Consider the following 18,849-nt stretch of genomic DNA (forward strand, 5'->3'; position numbering starts at 1 on the left):
TAAGCGGGTTTTTTATTTTAAAATTATATTTATTTTATTTTTAAATTAAAAAAGTTTAGAGTGTTTTCAATTTCATTAAAATAATTGGCGCCGCCGCGCGTTAAATTTATTCTAAACCCGTCGCCTTTGGCGGATGGTATAAATTTAAGGTTATTGCCGTATTTCACTATAAGTTCGCCTATCGCGCCTTCAGGCATTTTAAAGTTTTTAGCAAAATAAAATTCCACAAAATCTTTGGTAGCCTCAATATGTCTTATATTAAGCTCGCCGGCTTTGTTTGAAATTAAAATAACTTTAGAAAGCGTTTTAACTTCCTCAGGCAGCGGACCCGCTAAGTCGATAAGTTTATTTAAAGTTTTCTTCTGTTCCAGCTCGCCGCTGTTTAAAAGCTCCTTATAATACCGTAAGCGTTCATTGTCATCAGGCAGATACTCAGGCGGTATATAAGCGGCTACAGGTACGTTTACAGTAGCGCGGTATTTTTTTTCAACAGGCTCACCTTTTAATTTTTTCACTTCTGCCGCAACCATATCACAATATAAACTTAAACCTACTTCATTGGCAAAACCGTGCTGCCTGGTGCCCAAAAGCTCTCCCGCGCCCCTTATTTCCATATCGCGCAGTGCAAGTTTAAAACCGCTGCCGAGTTCACTAAATTCCATAAGGGCGGAAAGGCGTTTTTTTGCAGTTTCGGTAGGGTCGGCTTCTTTCTTTTTTGTTAAAAAAGCTTTTAAATCCTCAAAATTATTTTCACGTTCAATATTGTCTTTCGGTTTTTGGAACAGCCAGTCAGGGTGAAATAAATAGCAATAGGCTTTCCTGTCACCGCGGCCTATTCTGCCGCGTAGTTGGTATAATTGCGCAAGGCCGAAATCCTGTGCGGACTCTATTATTAAAGTGTTTGCGTTACTGATATCCAGGCCGGATTCTATAATTGTGGAAGCTAACAAAATATCATATTCATGATTATAAAAAGCCCATAGGGTTTTTTCTAATGCAGTTTCATTCATTTGCCCGTGCGCCATACAAATGCGGGCTTCAGGCACTAGGCGTTTTAAAAGCTCAAGCCTGCTTTCCATACTTTGCACTCTGTTATAAACAAAATACACTTGTCCTCCGCGGCCTATTTCCTGCCTTACGGCGTTGGCGGCCAAATCATTATTCCAAGGCGTTACAATTGTTTTTACGGGCATACGACCTTGCGGGGGGGTTTCAATAAGAGATAAATTCCTAAGAGATGAAAGCGACTGGTTTAAAGTGCGCGGTATCGGTGTGGCGGAAAGCATAAGCGTATGTACGCCAGCTGTTTTTGCTTTAATTTTTTCCTTCTGTTTGACGCCAAAGCGGTGCTCTTCATCTATGATAACAAGTCCTAGATTAGCGAAAGAAATATCTTTAGAAAGAAGTCTGTGCGTACCCACCACAATATCTACGGTGCCTTTTCTTATTTTTTCAACAATAATTTTTTGCTCCGCCTTAGTTTGAAACCTGCTTAACATTTCAACAGATACGGGAAATGAGGCCATACGCTTAACAAAAGTCTTGTAATGCTGCGCGGCCAAAATTGTTGTAGGTACCAAAACCAAAACTTGTTTTGAACTTAAAGCGGTGCGCATAACCGCCCTCATGGCGACTTCCGTTTTGCCGAATCCTACGTCGCCCACTAAAACGCGGTCCATGGTTTTTTGTCTGGTTAAATCGTCTAAAATTTCGCTTATGGCCTGGCTTTGATCAGGCGTTTGAATGTAGGGGAAGGAATCGGCAAACTCGGCCTCAAGCTGGGCGTCACCTGTTAAAGGTTTGGCGTTGGCCGCGCTTCTTAAGGCTTCCATTTTTAAAATTTCCTCAGCGTCTTTTTGGGCAGCTTCTTTAACTCGTCTTTTAACTTCTTTCCACGCCACTCCGCCTAAGTGCGATAACGGCGGCGTTTTGCCCTTTACGCCTATATATTTTTGCACTTTGCCAAAATCCTGCACGGGTACAAAAAGCTTGCTTCCTTTGCGGTATTCTATTACAAGAGCGTCTGTCGGCGCAGTGTCTTTATCAAGCGTTTCAAGCCCTCTGTACCGGCCTATGCCGTGGGTTTGGTGCACAATATAGTCGCCTTCAACCAAATCTTTAAAACGCACTCTTTTAGCGCCTTCGATTTCAAAGTTTTTAAGCAAAGAGCTTGTGTGGTAATTCCTGTCTAAAATTTCAGAAGAGGTTATGTAAGCCTTTTTGTCTTTTACGCTGTAATAACCTTGCGTGATGTCCGCTATTTTAAAAGAAACTTTATTTAAAATACCGTGGTTATTAAAAAGTTCTTTAAGCCTGTCCTCTTCACCTCTGTTTAAACAAAAAACTGCTATATCATAGCCTTGCAGAGATAAAGAATTTATTTCTTTAGTGGCAAGGTCCATGTTCGCGTTAAATTTTATATTGGCATTTAAAGCGTAATTTTCGCCGTGGGGAATGGGGGAAATTATTACGGCGTTATCATATTCGGTAGCGTCAAAATCCGAAGCGGGATTATCAAAAATAAAAGCTGCCTCTCCCGCCCAGTTCTTTATATTTGAAGGCAGTTCCTCAAAGTGAAGAGGTATAACGGTAATTTCATTTTTATATTCTTTGGTGTTTTGCGTATCTACGTCAAAAGAGCTTATAGTTTCAACAATATTGCCTGCGAAGTATAAGCGCGCCGGCAGTTTTTGTCCGTGTATAAAAACATCAACCACGCTGCCGCGCACAGCAAACTCACCGGGGTTTTCGGTAAACTCTTCGCGTTTATAGCCGCAGGAATGCAAATAATCTATAAGGTCGCCGCGTTTTAAAACTTCAGTTTGTTTTATGTTTTTTAGTTTTGATAAGAAATCTTTTTTACCCGGCAACGGTATATTTAAATTTTGGTAAGTGCTGGTTATGGCTAAAGGCGCGGAAGATTTTAATATTTTGTATAAAGCATGCATTAACATGCCTTTGTCATCTGAAAGGTATACTTCTGTTAAAATTTTGCCTTCTGACCATGTTTTTAGCGCGGATTCAAACGCGTCCAAATCCTCTTCTTCGTTAGAAACAAAGACGGAATTTTTATCCAAACTTGAAAATTTGTCAAAAACAAACCTTGCCTTTGCTCCAAAGTTGGGCAGGCCGTAAAAATAGGCAAGGTTGTTTTTTTGCGTCATAAAACGGTTTAAATTAAATATTCAAATTTCAAATTAGAAAGATTTTGGTTCAGTACCTTTTTTGAATGCTTCCAAAAATTTTGTTCTGTCCGTAGGTTGGGCCAGTTTGCCTGTAACGGGGTTTATATAAACAAATGAAATACCTTCCGGAACGGGGAAGTCTAAAGGTTCTTCATCTTTTAAAATGACTTCCATAATATCAGTCCACCACGGCCCAACACTTCCGCCCCCCGTCCAACGCCCGTCTTTTTGTGAAGTATCGTCGTCATATCCCATCCAGGCCGCGGCGGCTGTTTGCGGCGTCATGCCTACAAACCAGGTGTCGCGGTGGTTTTGGCTGGTGCCTGTTTTGGCGGCTAAAGGTCTTTTTAATGTTCTGGCGGCGCCGGCGGTTCCTCTGTCGGTAACGCCTTTCATCATATTAATTAATAAATAGGAATCCTGCTGTGAAAACGCGCCCTGCTCATAAGGTATATGCTGTTCTAAAACACGTCCGTTAGCGTCAACAACTTTTTCTATAAAATAATTTTCCGTATGAATGCCGTTATTGCCAAATGTGGACATTGCGCTTAAAAGTTCTTCAAGCGTAACGGCTGATACGCCCAAAGCAAGCGCCGGCACTGGGGCCAAGTTGCTTTTTATGCCCGCTTTTCTGGCAACGCTTATCACATTGCCTATGCCGATAGCGTCAATTAAGTTAACGGCTACAAGATTTTTAGATTTTTCCAAAGCGCTTCTTAAAGTTACCCAGCCTGAAGAGCGCCCGCCCATATTTTGAGGCACCCAAACTGAAAAACTTTTGCTTGAAATAAAGGACTGGCCCGCCAAAGAAAGAGAGTACTGGTCCTCTTCCTCGTCAAAGGTACGCCAGTTCTTGCCGTCAAAATAAAATAATGTCGGCAAATCTTTTACTAAAGTGGCCGGGGTATAATTTTTTTGTAAGGCCGCCATCCACACAAAAGGCTTAAAGCTCGAACCGGGCTGCCTTTTTGATTGTGTAGCCCTGTTAAAACGTGATTCGGAATAATCGCGCCCGCCTATTAAAACGCGTACAGCGCCTGTTTTAACGTCGCGCACTATAAAGCTGCCCTGCAGCCTTGGGTAATTGGTCAGGTCCGGCTCTGTGGGTTCAACAGGCTCGCCGTCTTCCGTAGTTTCAACGTTTTCGTCGCTAAATTCAGGAATATCAATGCCAAGCCCTTTTGCTATTTTTAAATCATACTCATGAAGCTTTTTCTCCATAAGTTCTTCCGCAGCGGTTTGTTTTTCAATATCAATAGTGGTGTAGATGCTAAGGCCAGCTTTCCAAAGCACATCCATGCCGTACTTTGGTTCTAAATATCTTCTTATATGCTCAATAAAATACTGTCCGGGTTTATCTTTTTCTTCGGGCGCTTTTTCTGGCAGAGGCTCTTCCATAGCTAAGGCGGCTTCTTCTTCTGTAATAAAACCTTGTTCCTGCATAACTTTTAAAACAAGTCTTCTTCTTTCAAGCGCTCTGTCCGGGCTGGAGAACGGGTTGTAGCGTTCAGGCGCGGGTATTACGCCTACTAAAAGGGCCGATTCCGCCAGCGACAAATCCTGCAGTTCTTTATTAAAATATTTTTTTGCGGCCGCTTTAATGCCGTAAGCCCCGCGACCGAAGTAAATTTCATTTAAATAAAGCTGCAAAATTTCATACTTGCTAAAGCGGTTTTCTATTTGAACGGCTAAAATAATTTCTCTTATTTTTCTTATAATCTTTTTTTCTTTGCTTAAAAAGACGCCTCTGGAAAGCTGCTGCGTTAAGGTGGAGCCGCCCTGCTTGGCCCTGGCTGTAAATAAATCATAAATCACGGCGCGCAGGGTGCCTTTTATAGAGAATCCGGGGTGTTCAAAAAAAGCCCTGTCTTCCATAGCGATAACACCGTTCTGTATATCTACAGGGATTTCTTCCAAAGGTACCATACTGCGTTTTTCTATAGAAAATTCATGAATCAGCTTTTCATTAACATCGTAAACTTTTGTAGAAAGCGAGGGGGTGTACTCCTCCATCTCATAAACGGGGGGAAGAGCGCTTAAAATATAGCGGGCAAAACACGCGAGGATAATAATTGAAATAAAAAGCGCGCCCAAAATAACATAAACAGCTGCTTTTGAACGGGCTAATTCTAAAAAAGTTTTTATAAATTTCATATATACTTAAAGTATATAAAATGTAAAGGGTAAAAGGAAATTGTGTTAAATTGTAAAACCACGTTATTTAAACGGGGTTTTATATTGTTGTTATACGGCATGTTCTTTTAAATCGTAATAATTTATACTTTCGCTTGATGAGGCGGAATTTAAAACCCCATTTAAAGATTTTCAAACTTTGTTGCCTACGGTATTTATCTCATTCGCAAGGCCCTTAAACATAATCCTTTTTGATACAGCCTAATTATCAGGATAATATTCCAATGTAAATATATAGAGTTTTGAAAATTGTGCAAGGCCGTTATCTGTAAGCAGTCTATACGTATATTTGTTGTTAATTTTACAATGTGTTGCGCTGTAATCGGTGTTGTCTGTACCAGAAAATTCAATATCTAAATCATTAAAAAAGGAAGCGTAATAGCCTGTAGCCAAAAAACATCTTGCGTTAGAGGCCTTGCGTTCTTATAAGAGGCATCATACCGGCGGCTTTGTTTTTTCCAACGGCTGCGGTATATTGCGGTAAAGCGATAGCCGTAAGTATGCCTATAATAGACACAACTACTAAAAACTCAATTAACATAAATCCTTTTTATGATATCTTCTTTTTATTAAAAGTTTGTTTTTGGAGCTAAGCGTTCGTTTTGGTTTTCAAGTTCAAAAAATGTTTCCTCATTAAAATTAAAGAGCTTAGCCACTATATTTGTAGGGAAACGTGATACGGTATTATTTAAATCACGCACGGAGCCGTTATAGTAACGGCGGGCCATTTGTATATTTTGCTCTATTTTGACAAGCTGGTTTTGTAATTCCAAAAAATTTTTGTCAGCCTTAAGCGGCGGGTATTGTTCGGAAAGCATAAAAATGCTTTTTATAGCCCCGGACAGTTTGGGTTCCGCCCCGCCTTTAGCCTGGGGCGAAACGGCTGTTTGCGCTATATTCCTTGCCGATACAACCGCCGTTAAAGTTTGCTGTTCGTGCCGGGCGTAAGCTTTAACGGTTTGTACTAAATTGTTTACTAAATCATAACGTAATTTAAGCTGTACTAAAACACCGCTCCACGCTTCTTTAACTCTGTTGCGTAAAGATATCAGTTTGTTAAATATCAGCACGGCGGCTATTAACAAAACAATAATTAAGATGAAAAATATTTTTATCATATTAATTCCTATTTAAATTATCCAGAAGGATATCATAAAATTGTTAAAAAAACAAATAAAAAAGCCCTTTTAAAAGGGCTTTTTTATTTTAAACTTTTATTTACCTTCTTCTAAAACTGCTTCGGCTATATCTTCTTTTATTTGGTTAAGTTTTTTGCCGAGCTGTTTTTTCTTTTTATCTAATTTACGTTCAATTTCTTCTTTCAATTCCTCAAGGTTTTCTTTGCTTTCGTCTAGATTATCTTCCATCCAGTCTTTCAGTTTTTCCCTTGTGTCTTCACCTTTTTCAGGCGCCATTAAAAGGCCGGCGATAGCGCCAAGCGCTCCGCCAAGTAAAAAAGCCCCCAAAACTCCGAACCCGTTTCTGTCTGACATAAGCTGCCTCCTATTTTTATATAATTATAGTATCGTATCTATAATGTCTAATTTAGTTTCATTATATCATTTAAATAACAAGAGGTATCCTTAATATGGCCAATCCTTCGGCCCCAAGACAAAAGGGCATAATCCAAACCCCTGAAGAGAGAGTTAAAAACTTTGACCCGGTTGTAAAAGGTTTAACGGCGCAGACAGCTAAAGCTGAGGCGCAGCGCTGTTTAAACTGTAAAAACGCTAAATGTTCGGCCGCGTGCCCTGTGAACGTAAAAATACCGGAATTTATATCTTTGGTTTTAAAAGATGATATGGGCGGTGCGGCCAGTAAAATTATGGAAACAAGCCTTTTGCCCGCCATTTGCGGAAGGGTATGCCCGCAGGAAAACCATTGCGAAGGCGCCTGTATCCTTAACGGCAGATTTGAGCCAGTAGCCGTAGGACTTCTTGAAAGATATGTGGCTGACACGGCAAGAGAACAAGGCGTTTTAAAAGCGCCGGAACCGTCCGCATGGACAGGCAAAAGAGTAGCCTGTGTGGGCAGCGGGCCGTCATCACTTTCGGCGGCAGCGGAATTAAGAAGAGCAGGGCATGAAGTTGTTGTTTTTGAGGCTTTACACGATTATGGAGGAGTTTTAAGATACGGCATACCTTCTTTCAGATTACCCAGAGAAGTAATATCTAAAGAGGTGGAAACCGTTCAGGCCATGGGCGTTGTTTTTGAGCGCGACGTGCTTGTAGGGGCTTCCGTTACAATAGAGGAGCTTAAAGAACAATTTGACGCTGTTTATATAGGAAGCGGCGCTGGATTGCCAACAATGGCGAATATTCCCGGTGAAAACAGCGTGGGCGTTTACAGCGCAAATGAATTTCTAACAAGAATAAATTTGTTAAAAGCCTATAAATTCCCGGAGGTGGACACTCCTGTTAACATAGGTAAAAGGGTGGCTGTTTTAGGCGGCGGCAACAGCGCTATGGACGCGGCGAGATGCGCTATGCGTTTGGGTCCGGAAAGCGTTACTGTAGTTTACAGAAGAAGTTTGGAAGAAATGCCCGCAAGAGAAGAGGAAATACATAACGCTATGGAAGAGGGCATTAAATTTGAATTTTTAACCGTGCAGAAAGAAATTCTTGCCGATGAAAAAGGCCGTGTTAAAGGTTTGGTATGCACACGTAATGAACTTGGCGAGCCCGGCCCCGATGGTAGAAGAAAGCCTGTTTGCGTGCCGGGTTCGGAATTTACATTGGATGTTGATACCGTTATAGTGGCAATAGGGCAAAAGCCTAATCCTATTATCCCAAAAAAAACAAAAGAACTTAAAGTTACTTCTAAAGGCGTTTTGGAAGCCACTGAATTTGGAGAAACTTCTTTAAAAGGCGTTTTCGCCGGCGGCGATATTATAAGAGGCGGGGCTACGGTTCTGCTGGCTATGAAAGACGGCATTATAGCCGCCCGTAAAATTAACGAATATTTGGGGGTTGGTAATGATTATTAATACAGTTACGGACAAAAAGCAGCTTTCGCAAGATATAGCGCGTTTTGAAATTTATGCCCCTAAAATAGCCGCAAAAGCAAAGGCGGGGCAGTTTGTTATTATAAAACATGACAGCGATAAAGAAGGAGAGAGAGTACCTGTTACTTTAGTTGACTGGGACGCGGACAAAGGAACCATTGTTGTTATTGTACAGGCAATAGGCAAATCAACCGCTATGTATAATAACCTTAAAACGGGGGACAGGTTTACATCTGTAGTCGGGCCTTTGGGAATGCCGGTGGAAATTAAAAATTACGGCACTGCTGCCGTTGTGGGAGGCGGCGTAGGCATAGCGGAAGTTTACCCCATAGCAAAAGCTTTAAAAGAAGCGGGCAATAAAGTAATTTCTGTTTTAGGTTGCAGGACAAAAGCGCTTCTTATTTTAGAAGAAGAGATGAAAAATCTTTCAGATATGACAATAGTGTCTACCGATGATGGAAGCTGCGGGGCTAAAGGTTTGGTTACTGACGCAATACAAAAACTTGTAGACGAAAGCAATAAAATAGACGTTGGTTTTATAATAGGCCCTATTCCAATGATGAAATTTACAAGTATTTTAATGTCTAAACTGGGTATAAAACCTTACGCCAGTTTAAACCCTATTTTACTTGACGGCACGGGTATGTGCGGATGCTGCAGGGTAACCGTAGGCGGTGAAGTTAAATTTGCTTGTGTCGACGGTCCTATGTTTGAGGGCGACTTGGTTGATTTTGATGAACTTTCCAGACGCACCGGCGAATATAAAGATAAAGAAAAACTAAGTTTTGACCTTTATAAGGAAAAACACATTTGCAAATCAGGTTTGCATTAAAATGAATGAACAAGAACAAAAGCTGTTAAATGATTTGTTGAAAAAAACGGCAAGAACGCTTGAGTTAAGCGCTAAAGTTTTACCCTCAGGATTTAGGGAAACGTTTAGTATCGCTTACCTTGTATGCCGCTGCGCGGATACTGTTGCCGATACTGATTTAATAGATTTTGAAAGAAGGCTTTTTTGGATAGAACGTTTTCCTGATATTATTAACAAAAATAAATCCGGGGAAATAGAAAAAATAATTAAAGAAGTTTCTTCAGATTCTTTAAAGCAAAACGAAAGATTTCTTTTGCAAAAAATACCGTTTGTAGCCAAAATATACGGCATGCTTAATAAAGAAGATAAGGAACTTGTTTTTGATATATTAAAAAAGGTGTGCGAAGGCATGTCTTTTGATTTAAAAACATTCAAGAAAGGCGGTCTTACCTGTTTAAAAACTAAGGAAGAACTTGAATATTACTGTGATACCATGGGCGGCGCGCCCGGTGTTTTTTGGAGCAAGCTTATTTTAAAATATACGCCTGTGGCTTTAGATAAAGACTCTTTTATTAATATGGGGCGCAATGTCGGCCGGGCTTTACAAATAGTAAATGTTTTGAGAGATATTAAAGAAGACCTAAATAACGGCAGGTGTTATTTTCCCGAAGATGAATTAAGAACTGCCGGTGTTAAGCGGGAAGATTTGAAAAATAAAATACTATCCGAAGAATTGCTGGATGTTTTAAAAAAATGGATTGTTTGGGGCAGGGATAACATAGGTTCCGGCAGTGCTTTTTATAAAGCCATACCCGTAAAACAATGGCAAATAAGAATATCCGTAGCGTGGCCTATGCTGTGGAGCCTTGATAGTTTTATCTTGCTTCTTAAAGCACGAAATACTTTTGGAAATGAAAAAGCAAGAATATCCAAATTTAAAATTTATATTACTATTTTGTTAAGCCTCGGGTATATTATTTCAAACAACTTTTTTGATTTTATGTTTTTCAGACGGGTTAAAAAAATAGATAGCTTGATTAAATAAAAAACCCCCGCTTAAAGCGGGGGTTTTTAAAACTATTTGTTTATGACAAGCGTTTGGGCTATTATATCGTGCAAAGCCTGCTTTTTTTGTGTAAAAGCCGCCATGATAAATCCTATCGCCAAAATAATGACGGAAATAATTTTAGCAGCCGTTCTGCCTAAAGCGCGAAGGAAAGTTATTCTTTCCCCGTTAAGACCTGTTACTCTGATGCCAATTGATAATTTGCCGGGAGTTGCCTGCAGTTTTGAACTTTCAAATATTGCGAAGTATAAAAACCATATACTCAATCCGACAAGTGCGCCCGCAAAGCTTAGAGCCGCTTCGGCTTCTTGCGGGTTAATATTAAAAACAGCCATAAGTATGCCTAATAAAATGCCTATCATGAACCCGCATATAAAACTGGCTATAAAAACAATAAAATAGTCAATTATATAAGCTAAAAATCTTTTCCAAAATCCAGCGTATGTCATGATTCCTCCGGTTTAGCCTTTATTATTTTGCGTCAATAACAAGGGTTTTGGCTATTATATCGTGCAAAGCTTGTTTTTGCTGCGTAAAAGCGGCCATAATAAAACCTATGTATATAATGGCTGCGGAAAGAATCTTGGAAGCTGATCTTATTGCGGCTGTTTTAAGGGGGATTCTGTTTCCGTTCATATCAACAACTTTAATGCCCATAGCTTTTTTACCTATAGTGGCCTGATCTTCCGAGCTTTCCTGATAAGCGAAATAGGCTATAAATACCGCTAATCCTATTATTAATGAAAGTAACGTAGCGATAGTTATAAGAGCCTGTGAGCCTGTAATAGCGGCTACAAAGCCTAATACAAAACTGATAATCGTATCTATTAAGCCTATGATTATACCGTCAATAATATATGCCACTAACCTTCTCCAGAATGCTGAATATGCCATTTTTTCTCCTTTTGTTAACTGCGTTTTTTATAATTAAATACTTTAAATATCATATAAAAAGAAAAACGTGAAGTAAAGACTAGAAGGAAGGTATTCTTCCCGCCATGAGTTCGGCCAGCGGCGCGGTTGTTTTAAACCTTGCCATAACTACCTGTATCGCTGCTGTCAGCGGAACGGCCAGAAATGCGCCGGCTATTCCCCAAATTAAACTCCACACCACTAACGCGCATATAACGGTTACCGGGTGCATGTCTACGGCGCTGCCCATTACTTTTGGTTCAATAATGTTACCAAGCACAAACTGGGCTGTTATGGCTAAACTCATTATAATTATAAATCTGGAACCCAATCCATATTGTAAAAATATTACGGGCACCGGCAGCAGAACCGCAACTATTGAACCGACATTGGGTATAAAATTAAGAAAAAAAGTTATAAATCCGAACATAAAAGCCAGTTCAACGTTAAACGCGCCCAATATTATCCAAACCACGATACCTGTTATTAAAGATACGGCCACTTTAACCGTTATATAAAAAGAAATTCTACTTTGTATTTCCTGCATGGTTTTACTTTCTTTGGTTGTTTTTTGTTCCGCCGCGCGGGATCCGGCAAAGAAAAAGAATAAGATAATAATAACTAAAAATGTGGAAATTGATAAAGAAAGCAGTACGCTGCCCAGGCTTTTAACAAACGTAAATACGGGCAGGTTTCTAAGTGCGTCTAAAATAAAAGCGTTGTCTATGTGAAAATTATATTTGGACGCGGTAAATGTCGCCCAATTCGCTATATCGATAAGTTTTTCTCTATAAGCGTCCGCGCCGCTTATAAAACTGCCTATGGAGTTATATATAAATATTGCGACCAGCGCGGTAAGGCCGCAAACAGCCAAAAACGTAAGCGAAAGTATAAGAAGGTTTGGCATCTTTGTTTTTTTTGTTAAGAAACGTATCATAGGCGCTAATACCGTATAAATAAGCACCGCTATGACAAACGGCATGGAAACCGATTTGGTAAAAATCAGACAAAACGCAAGCGCCACACTGGCAAGTATAGCTACGCAAACTGATATAAAATGAAGGACTTTTGTGCTTGAAATAATTCGTTCAATATGTTCAGACATAACAACTTCCCCTGTTTTAATAAATAGTTTTTTTGGCCTCTAAAATTTTACTTAGTTCACGCGCCATAAAAAGTATTTTATTCGCAAGCTTGTCTAAAGTAAGCGTTGCGGTTTCAATCATCCACAAATTAAGTTTTAAAGAAGAGTCTTTCGCCGTAGGATATACATAACCGAAAGCGGATTGAAATTCATCTATCGTTTTTGCTAAAGTTCTGGATTTTAAATTAACCGTTTTAACTTCAAGACTGTAAACTTCGGTAATTTCCTTCTTGCTTAAATTTCTAAGTTCCTCTCTTGTTTTAGCCCAAAACTCCTCGCTTGTGTTGGCAAGGTCATATATTGTTTTTGCGGTAATGTTAAATTCTTTTTCTAAAGATTCATCTCTAGTATGGATACCTTTTTTAACCTGCGCGCTTAATGACTCAAGCCTGGGTACAAAAGAATAAAGCTGCTTGCCCGCAGCGCTTATTTCTTTGCGCATGGTTTCCAGTTTTGTCTCGGTGTTTTCAAAAAAATAGTTTATATTTTGCATTTAATTTATCAGTTGGGTATATTTAAAGTAAAAACGGAGCCGGACCCCTGGTCGCTTACTACGCTTACGGATCCTCCGTGTAAGTCCATGACTTTTTTTACATAAGGAAGCCCTAAGCCCCATCCTTCGATTTGTCCTGTAAAATAGTCGTCAATTTGGTAAAACTTTTCAAAAAGTCTGCTTATTTCTCCGGGGCGTATTCCCGTACCGGTGTCTTTAATTGAAATAGAAACATAATTAGTGTTTTTTGTGCAATATATTTTTATAAGCCTTTCTATATGGTTATTAAACTTTATAGCGTTGTCAATAAGTTCTTTAATGGCCATTTTAAAATAGTTAGCGTCTATATTTACCATAAGATCGTCAGGGCAAATAATTTCAATAGCGCAGGAATCACGCGAAATGTTGTTTGACTTTATAATGATTGAGCGGTTGCTTCCTTCCGTGGAATAAACAATACATTCTGCGGATGCTTCTTTAAGAAGACTTTTTAAATTAACTTCATTCTTCACTATTTCAAGCTGACTCATTTCTTCAATTTTTGTAAAACGCAGCAACTTGTCAACCAAGATAGCAAGTTTTTGCCCCTGCTTGTTGATTTCCTCAAAAGCTTTTTCAGTAAAGGGGGAAAATTTTTCTTTGCTTTTTTGCGCGATAATAGCCTCCGAATATCCGTTAATAATAGACAGAGGCGTTCTTAATTTGTGTGACACAAGGGCAAGCACCCTTGAGGCGATATCATCTTTATTTGTCATAATAAAACCCTCTTAAAATAATACGCTTAACCCTACTCTGAAAATATCTCTTTTACTTCCGTGGTTTGTTGCCCTTATATGGTTATAGGCTATGTCCGCTTTCCAGCCTTTTGCTATAGGAAAATCATTCCCTACCGTTATTGAGTGGTCGGAATCAGCGGTATAATATTCAATAAAATTATAATTAACATAGACGTTGGCGTTTCTGTCTAAAAACATTCTGTTGAACATGGCGCCTATGGAATATTTGGGCAAATCATAAATAATATCAAAAGTTTTTAAATCAACAAGAGAGTTCTGATCCATCACCGATCTTATAGCGGTTACATTGCTTATGCCGTTAACATACTGAAAAAGGTTCGCGGTAACGCCAAATAAAAAAGCGTTATAAAAATTTTGCCTTAATCCGAGCGAGTAGGCTACCTGGCCGTAATTGTCTCTTTCTATGACATTATTTTTTTCAATATCAGCTTTTTGGTTTGCGTATGAAATTGACAATAAAGCCTGGGTGTAAAGGTTGGCGTTGTCATTATTGTTAAGAGTTAAAAGAAGATGTCCCATGGCCCCGTATGAATAAAGTTCATTTGTTTTCGGCGTGAAAAACGGGCGAAAGACAATTCGCATTAAATCTGTTGACAGAGATGCCGGGATATAAAAGGTATATATGTCGTCGTTATGGATATCATGATTTAAATATGACCCGTCTACACCTATTGAAAGGCGGTCGGTAACAGGCGCGGCGAAAGATAAATCATTTTTAATAAAATCAGAATTAAAATAAAATGAATTGCTGATTTTGGCGGCTTGCAACTGCGCCGCGGCTAAAACACATAATATTAATAATATAAATTTTCTCATATTTCTATAGATTACCAAATTTTATTGTAAAATAAGAGCATGAAGAAACTCTTAGTTTTTATTTTATTAAATATTTCAGCGTTTGGTTTCGGTGCGGAATTTACCCGCGGACCTTATGTTGAGGATCCTACCCTCACCACCGCCATAATTAAATGGCATACGGATGTTCCTTCCGTGGGCTGGTTTGAGTACGGACCGTCGCCTAAATGCAACCAGATAATGACAATATCTCCCAAGTCCACTTCGCATGAGGTTGTTTTGCACGGGCTGGTTGCCAATAAGGAATTTTGTTATAAAGCTTATATACAAAATAACGCGGAGGACGGCGTGCAGGAACCCAGAACCGGGAAATTTAAAACTTTATACAGTCCTGAGCGTAAAGTGGTTAAATTTGTTATTTTCGGAAACACTGCGGGAAGCGGGGAATTATTGCCCGCATTGGTTGAAAAGTTAAAAAAACATAATCCGGATTTTTATATTCACACGGGTGATTTAGTTTCAACAGGTTCGGCTTTGGACGCGGATAAAGAGTTTTTTACCCCTTTTAAAGATGTTTTGGCAAAGGCGCCTATGTTTATCGCTGTCGGTGATAAAGAATACGGACCCGATTTAAAAGATAAAGAAAGTAGAGGCTTTTTTAGAACCAACTATTCAAGGGTGCATACAATGAGCTGGGGTAAGGGTACCCCCAACTACTATTATTTTGACACGGCCAACGCAAGGTTTATATTTTTGGATACTTCTTCAGCAGCGGGCGCTTTATTTGCTCCCGGTATTACAAAAGACAGCGCGCAGTATGACTGGTTAAGAACAGCTTTAGCCACTACGGAAGCCGGCAAATGGAAAGTGGTTGTTATGCATTTGCCGGCATATTCCTCCGGAGCGAAAGGTTCTAATGAGGATGTGAAAAACGCTTTTACTAACCTTTTCGAATATTACGGCGTAAACGTTGTTTTCCAGGGAGATGAACGCAGTTATGAACGCACTTTCCCGATAAGAGAAGGAGTTGAAAGTTTAAAAGGTATTGTTTACCAAACTTTTGGGACGGGGGCTTCCGCCGAACTTACTAAAAGAGAGTTTAAAGAACCATGGACCGCGAGGTTCCTTTCCGGACAGGTTTACGGCGTGGGCGAAATTGTTGACCGTAAGCTTACGGTAAACGTTTATAACTTGGACGGGACTTTAGTTGACACTTTAGAGCTTTACCAAAGCCTGTAATTAAGAGAGCCGTTTATGCGGCTTAATAATTTAAAACTAACAGCCTGCCGGAAATCCGGCAGGCTGTTTATATGGTTTCGGGACTAGGATTCGAACCTAGAATAAGCGCTCCAGAGGCGCCTGTGATACCATTTCACCATCCCGAATTAAATTTTTAAGTATGTATATTTTACCATTTTTACAATTTTATGTGAAGATGCGTTCCTGCTAAATGTTGAAATACAGCGTTCTCATTATAAGATAGCGGCATTAAATATGATAAAATTTAAATATGTTAAAGTTTTTATCAAAAGTGTTTAAAGACCGCGTTGATATAATTGTAATGCCAAGTAAGTTAAACACTGTAAAGATAAGAGTAAGGCTGATTACGGTAGTAATTATATTTTTCCTTTGGATATTATCGATAATCGGGGCTTGTTATGTGCTGATAAGGAGTTATGATTACAGCCTTACGCGCGCTGACAACCAAATAATGAAAGCCAAACTTGCCATTATCGGTGAAGAGCTTGAACGCGGAAGAAAATATTTGGAACTTACGCAAACTACCGAAAGGCAAATGAGGCAGATGCTCGGCATGCCTGTGGGCAAGAATAACCCGACTCCGGGTTCCGAAGAAGAAAAACTTTTATTTAGCAAAGTATTCGCGCGCGGAAGCGGCGATATTTTAGAAGAAGATTATAAAGAATATATTGATAATATTGAAAATCTGGCGAAACAAAGGCTGGCTAATTTTCAAGAAATAGCGTGGTACTACGCAAACAAAAAAAGTAATATTAACGCTACGCCTTCTATAAGACCATCAAACGGGAGAATAACTTCCGGCTTCGGTTACAGGCTTTCTCCTTTCGGAGCGCCTACGGGGGCAATGCATAAAGGCCTTGATTTTGCGGATAAACCGGACAGTCCTATAGTTGTAACTGCTGACGGTGTTGTAAGGCACACGGGTTGGGCAAGCGGATTCGGCCAGGCTGTTTTGGTTGACCACGGTTACGGATATTCCACTCTTTATGGGCATGTTACCGGCATTATAGTAAAAGCCGGGGATGTTGTGAAAAGAGGGGATAAAATAGCTACTATGGGCACTACGGGAAGGTCAACGGGCGTACATTTGCATTATGAAGTTTGGTTAGACGGCAACCCCGTTAACCCCAGAAAATATTTTGATTAGGAATTTTGGAGGATTGGTATGACATTTTTAAAAAAGAATACAGATTTTACTTCGGGAGAACATGTTTCCGTAATCAGCGCTGATTGTTACTTTCAAGGCACTCTTAACGTACAGGGCTCCTTAAGAGTTGACGGCCGTTTAAGCGGCTGTGTTGATAATGCAAGGCATATTGTTATAGGGGTTGACGGCGCGGTGGAAGGTGATTTAAGCGCGCAAACAATCGTAGTAAGCGGCTCTGTAACCGGAAATATATGCGCGGACGCGCTTGAAGTTTCCGCCACGGCCAAGATTAAAGGCGATATACGAGCGGAAAAAATAGCCGTTGAAGAAGGCGCCGTTTTAAACGGCATGGTGGTTATAGCCCCCGCTAAAGAAGAAGAAAAATAATTTACAATCAAATTAAAAAGGAGTTTTCAATGTCTTTTTTGCAAAAGTATAAAAACATCATTATTATAGTTATTGTCATCTCTTTTATCGGAGGTTTGTTTTACGCCGGATATAATTCTTTTTCGGTGGGGCTTTCCAACCATGAAACAATTGCAAAAGTAGGCAATGAAAAAATAAAAGCCAGACAGTATAACAGAATTGTGGAACAACAGGAACGCGAACTCAGGAGATTAGCCACGGAAGATTTTGACGATGACGGCGGCTCTCTTTTAAACTATCTTAAACAGCGTGCTCTTCAGACTTTAATGTTCCAGTCGGCCATGGTACAAAGCGCTGAAAAATACGGTATTCACACACCCGATTTTGAAATAGCTTATATGATTCAAACTGCTCCCGCTTTTACAAACAACGGTTTATTTAGCAAGCAGGCATACGTGTGGACAGTTAGAAACCAGCTTATGATGACGCCTGCGGAATTTGAAAACCAGGAACGCAGAAACATGCAAATGAATAAGATGGCTAATATTATCATGTCTTCATATAAATCCACCCCTGAAGAACTTTTATTTAATTATAAAACCCAATACGGTACTATCAAAGATTACGCTAAGAAAAAAGAGGATTTTATTCCGACCGTGGCCGAAACAAAAAGCCTTGCCGCTCAAGACGCTTTTCTTATTGATTTTAACAGTAAAAATGAAATTAAAAGTTTAATCCAGGAGTAATTGTTTTGCAAAAAGAAATACTTGTAGTAGGCACGCTTGGTTTTGATACAGTTACTAACTGCAGGGGCCGCGTAGATATGGTTTTGGGCGGGTCCGCCTCATATGCTTCGGTTGCGGCAAGTTATTTTGCCAGAACGCATTTAATAAGTATTGTGGGAACCGATTTTAGCAACGGACATTTTGCTCCTTTTAAAAAGCGCGGCGTTGATACCCAAGGCGTAAAAGTAGAGGAAGGCAAAACCTTTTTTTGGGCCGCCGAATATGATAAGGATTTTAAAAACGCGTATACAAAAGTGACGGACTTGAACGTTTTTGCCAATTTTAAACCCCGCATTCTCAGTTCACATAAAAAATGCAAATACGCTTTTTTGGGAAATATTGACCCTGAAATCCAATTAAGTCTTATTAAACAAATGGACGGCGCTAAACTTATTACCTGCGACACTATGAACTATTGGATTAATTCAAATAAAAAAGCGGTTAAAAAAGTTATTAAAAATACGGATATTTTATTTGTAAATGAATCTGAGGCAAGAATGCTTACCGGGGAATATAATTTAATTAAAGCCGGTAAAGATATTTTAAAACTTGGCGCTAAACACGTTATTATAAAGCTTGGTCCCAACGGCGCTATGTTTATAAGCCCGCTCGGCATGGCCCAGCTTCCCCCGTTTTTAGTTGAAAACATTTATGACACTACGGGTGCGGGAGATACTTTCGGAGGGGCTTTTACCGGTTATCTGGCAAGTCTTCCCAAATGGAATACCTTGTATGCCATTAAAAATGCAATGGCCGTAGGCGGCGTCATGGCCAGTTTCGGAATAGAAAGTTTTAGTATAAATAAACTGTTAGAACTTAGCCAGACAAAAATAAATTCGCGCTTAAATAAATACAAAAACGGATTACGGTTTTAAATAAAAAGGCGGATTA

18 protein-coding genes, 1 tRNA gene and 1 pseudogene are annotated in these 18,849 nt (G+C 39.6%); 8 read left to right on the top strand and 12 right to left on the bottom strand.

All coding sequences use genetic code 11. The annotated features are described in order from the left end of the window. Window positions 1–29: 29 nt before the first annotated feature. From mfd to EMIN_RS00845, 5 genes and pseudogenes are all read right to left on the bottom strand, one after another. Window positions 30–3,164 carry a transcription-repair coupling factor gene (gene mfd / locus EMIN_RS00830; RefSeq protein ID WP_012414342.1) on the bottom strand — a complete coding sequence of 1,045 codons (3,135 nt, stop codon included), beginning with the start codon at window positions 3,162–3,164 and terminating at the stop codon, window positions 30–32. Between the two features lie 33 nt (window positions 3,165–3,197). Next, window positions 3,198–5,339: a penicillin-binding protein 1A gene (locus EMIN_RS07965; RefSeq protein ID WP_012414343.1), complete on the bottom strand. Its 2,142-nt coding sequence runs from the start codon at window positions 5,337–5,339 to the stop codon at window positions 3,198–3,200. Window positions 5,340–5,784: 445 nt separating this feature from the next. Continuing rightward, window positions 5,785–5,922, bottom strand: a pseudogene (locus EMIN_RS08680) (type IV pilin protein); the annotation flags it as partial. A 25-nt stretch (window positions 5,923–5,947) separates the two neighbouring features. Beyond that, window positions 5,948–6,496 (bottom strand): LemA family protein, encoded by a 549-nt coding sequence (locus tag EMIN_RS00840; RefSeq protein ID WP_012414344.1) that lies wholly within the window; start codon window positions 6,494–6,496, stop codon window positions 5,948–5,950. 96 nt (window positions 6,497–6,592) lie between these two features. Next, complete coding sequence (locus EMIN_RS00845) at window positions 6,593–6,871, bottom strand: YtxH domain-containing protein (RefSeq protein WP_012414345.1); 279 nt, start codon at window positions 6,869–6,871, stop codon at window positions 6,593–6,595. 95 nt (window positions 6,872–6,966) lie between these two features. On the opposite strand from EMIN_RS00845, the gene gltA reads away from it, so the two are divergent. From gltA to EMIN_RS00860, 3 genes are read left to right on the top strand one after another with little or no spacing between them, the layout of a single operon-like run. Further along, window positions 6,967–8,364, top strand: coding sequence for an NADPH-dependent glutamate synthase (gene gltA, locus EMIN_RS00850; RefSeq protein WP_012414346.1), 1,398 nt, complete (start codon window positions 6,967–6,969; stop codon window positions 8,362–8,364). Next, a complete protein-coding gene (locus EMIN_RS00855) occupies window positions 8,354–9,214 on the top strand; it encodes a sulfide/dihydroorotate dehydrogenase-like FAD/NAD-binding protein (protein ID WP_012414347.1) in 861 nt (286 codons plus the stop codon). Before gltA ends, EMIN_RS00855 begins: the two co-directional genes overlap by 11 nt. Before the next feature lies 1 nt (window position 9,215). After that, window positions 9,216–10,238: a phytoene/squalene synthase family protein gene (locus EMIN_RS00860; RefSeq protein ID WP_012414348.1), complete on the top strand. Its 1,023-nt coding sequence runs from the start codon at window positions 9,216–9,218 to the stop codon at window positions 10,236–10,238. Window positions 10,239–10,270: 32 nt separating this feature from the next. On the opposite strand, the gene EMIN_RS00865 is transcribed toward EMIN_RS00860, so the two are convergent. From EMIN_RS00865 to EMIN_RS00890, 6 genes are all read right to left on the bottom strand, one after another. Next, complete coding sequence (locus EMIN_RS00865; protein ID WP_012414349.1) at window positions 10,271–10,708, bottom strand: RDD family protein; 438 nt, start codon at window positions 10,706–10,708, stop codon at window positions 10,271–10,273. A 22-nt stretch (window positions 10,709–10,730) separates the two neighbouring features. Then, entirely contained in the window at window positions 10,731–11,153 is a 423-nt protein-coding gene (locus EMIN_RS00870; RefSeq protein WP_012414350.1) for an RDD family protein, read from the bottom strand. Between the two features lie 79 nt (window positions 11,154–11,232). After that, entirely contained in the window at window positions 11,233–12,276 is a 1,044-nt protein-coding gene (locus tag EMIN_RS00875; RefSeq protein ID WP_012414351.1) for an AI-2E family transporter, read from the bottom strand. A gap of 16 nt (window positions 12,277–12,292) precedes the next feature. Next, complete coding sequence (locus tag EMIN_RS00880) at window positions 12,293–12,808, bottom strand: hypothetical protein (RefSeq protein WP_012414352.1); 516 nt, start codon at window positions 12,806–12,808, stop codon at window positions 12,293–12,295. Between the two features lie 8 nt (window positions 12,809–12,816). After that, entirely contained in the window at window positions 12,817–13,563 is a 747-nt protein-coding gene (locus EMIN_RS00885; RefSeq protein WP_012414353.1) for a sensor histidine kinase, read from the bottom strand. Window positions 13,564–13,575: 12 nt separating this feature from the next. Further along, complete coding sequence (locus EMIN_RS00890) at window positions 13,576–14,421, bottom strand: hypothetical protein (RefSeq protein ID WP_012414354.1); 846 nt, start codon at window positions 14,419–14,421, stop codon at window positions 13,576–13,578. 39 nt (window positions 14,422–14,460) lie between these two features. On the opposite strand from EMIN_RS00890, the gene EMIN_RS00895 reads away from it, so the two are divergent. Continuing rightward, the gene (locus EMIN_RS00895) at window positions 14,461–15,639 is read left to right on the top strand and encodes a metallophosphoesterase family protein (protein WP_012414355.1); all 1,179 of its coding nucleotides are present in this window, start codon (window positions 14,461–14,463) and stop codon (window positions 15,637–15,639) included. Between the two features lie 72 nt (window positions 15,640–15,711). On the opposite strand, the gene EMIN_RS00900 is transcribed toward EMIN_RS00895, so the two are convergent. Then, window positions 15,712–15,785 (bottom strand) — tRNA-Gln (locus EMIN_RS00900). A 125-nt stretch (window positions 15,786–15,910) separates the two neighbouring features. On the opposite strand from EMIN_RS00900, the gene EMIN_RS07970 reads away from it, so the two are divergent. From EMIN_RS07970 to EMIN_RS00920, 4 genes are read left to right on the top strand one after another with little or no spacing between them, the layout of a single operon-like run. After that, window positions 15,911–16,807, top strand: a complete 897-nt coding sequence (locus EMIN_RS07970; RefSeq protein WP_012414356.1) for a M23 family metallopeptidase — start codon at window positions 15,911–15,913, stop codon at window positions 16,805–16,807. A gap of 18 nt (window positions 16,808–16,825) precedes the next feature. After that, window positions 16,826–17,194 carry a bactofilin family protein gene (locus EMIN_RS00910; protein ID WP_012414357.1) on the top strand — a complete coding sequence of 123 codons (369 nt, stop codon included), beginning with the start codon at window positions 16,826–16,828 and terminating at the stop codon, window positions 17,192–17,194. A 29-nt stretch (window positions 17,195–17,223) separates the two neighbouring features. Beyond that, window positions 17,224–17,919 carry a SurA N-terminal domain-containing protein gene (locus tag EMIN_RS00915; RefSeq protein WP_012414358.1) on the top strand — a complete coding sequence of 232 codons (696 nt, stop codon included), beginning with the start codon at window positions 17,224–17,226 and terminating at the stop codon, window positions 17,917–17,919. 5 nt (window positions 17,920–17,924) lie between these two features. Beyond that, entirely contained in the window at window positions 17,925–18,833 is a 909-nt protein-coding gene (locus tag EMIN_RS00920) for a PfkB family carbohydrate kinase (RefSeq protein WP_012414359.1), read from the top strand. Window positions 18,834–18,849: the final 16 nt, after the last annotated feature.

The organism is Elusimicrobium minutum Pei191 (genome assembly GCF_000020145.1).
Classification (GTDB): Bacteria; Elusimicrobiota; Elusimicrobia; order Elusimicrobiales; family Elusimicrobiaceae; genus Elusimicrobium; species Elusimicrobium minutum.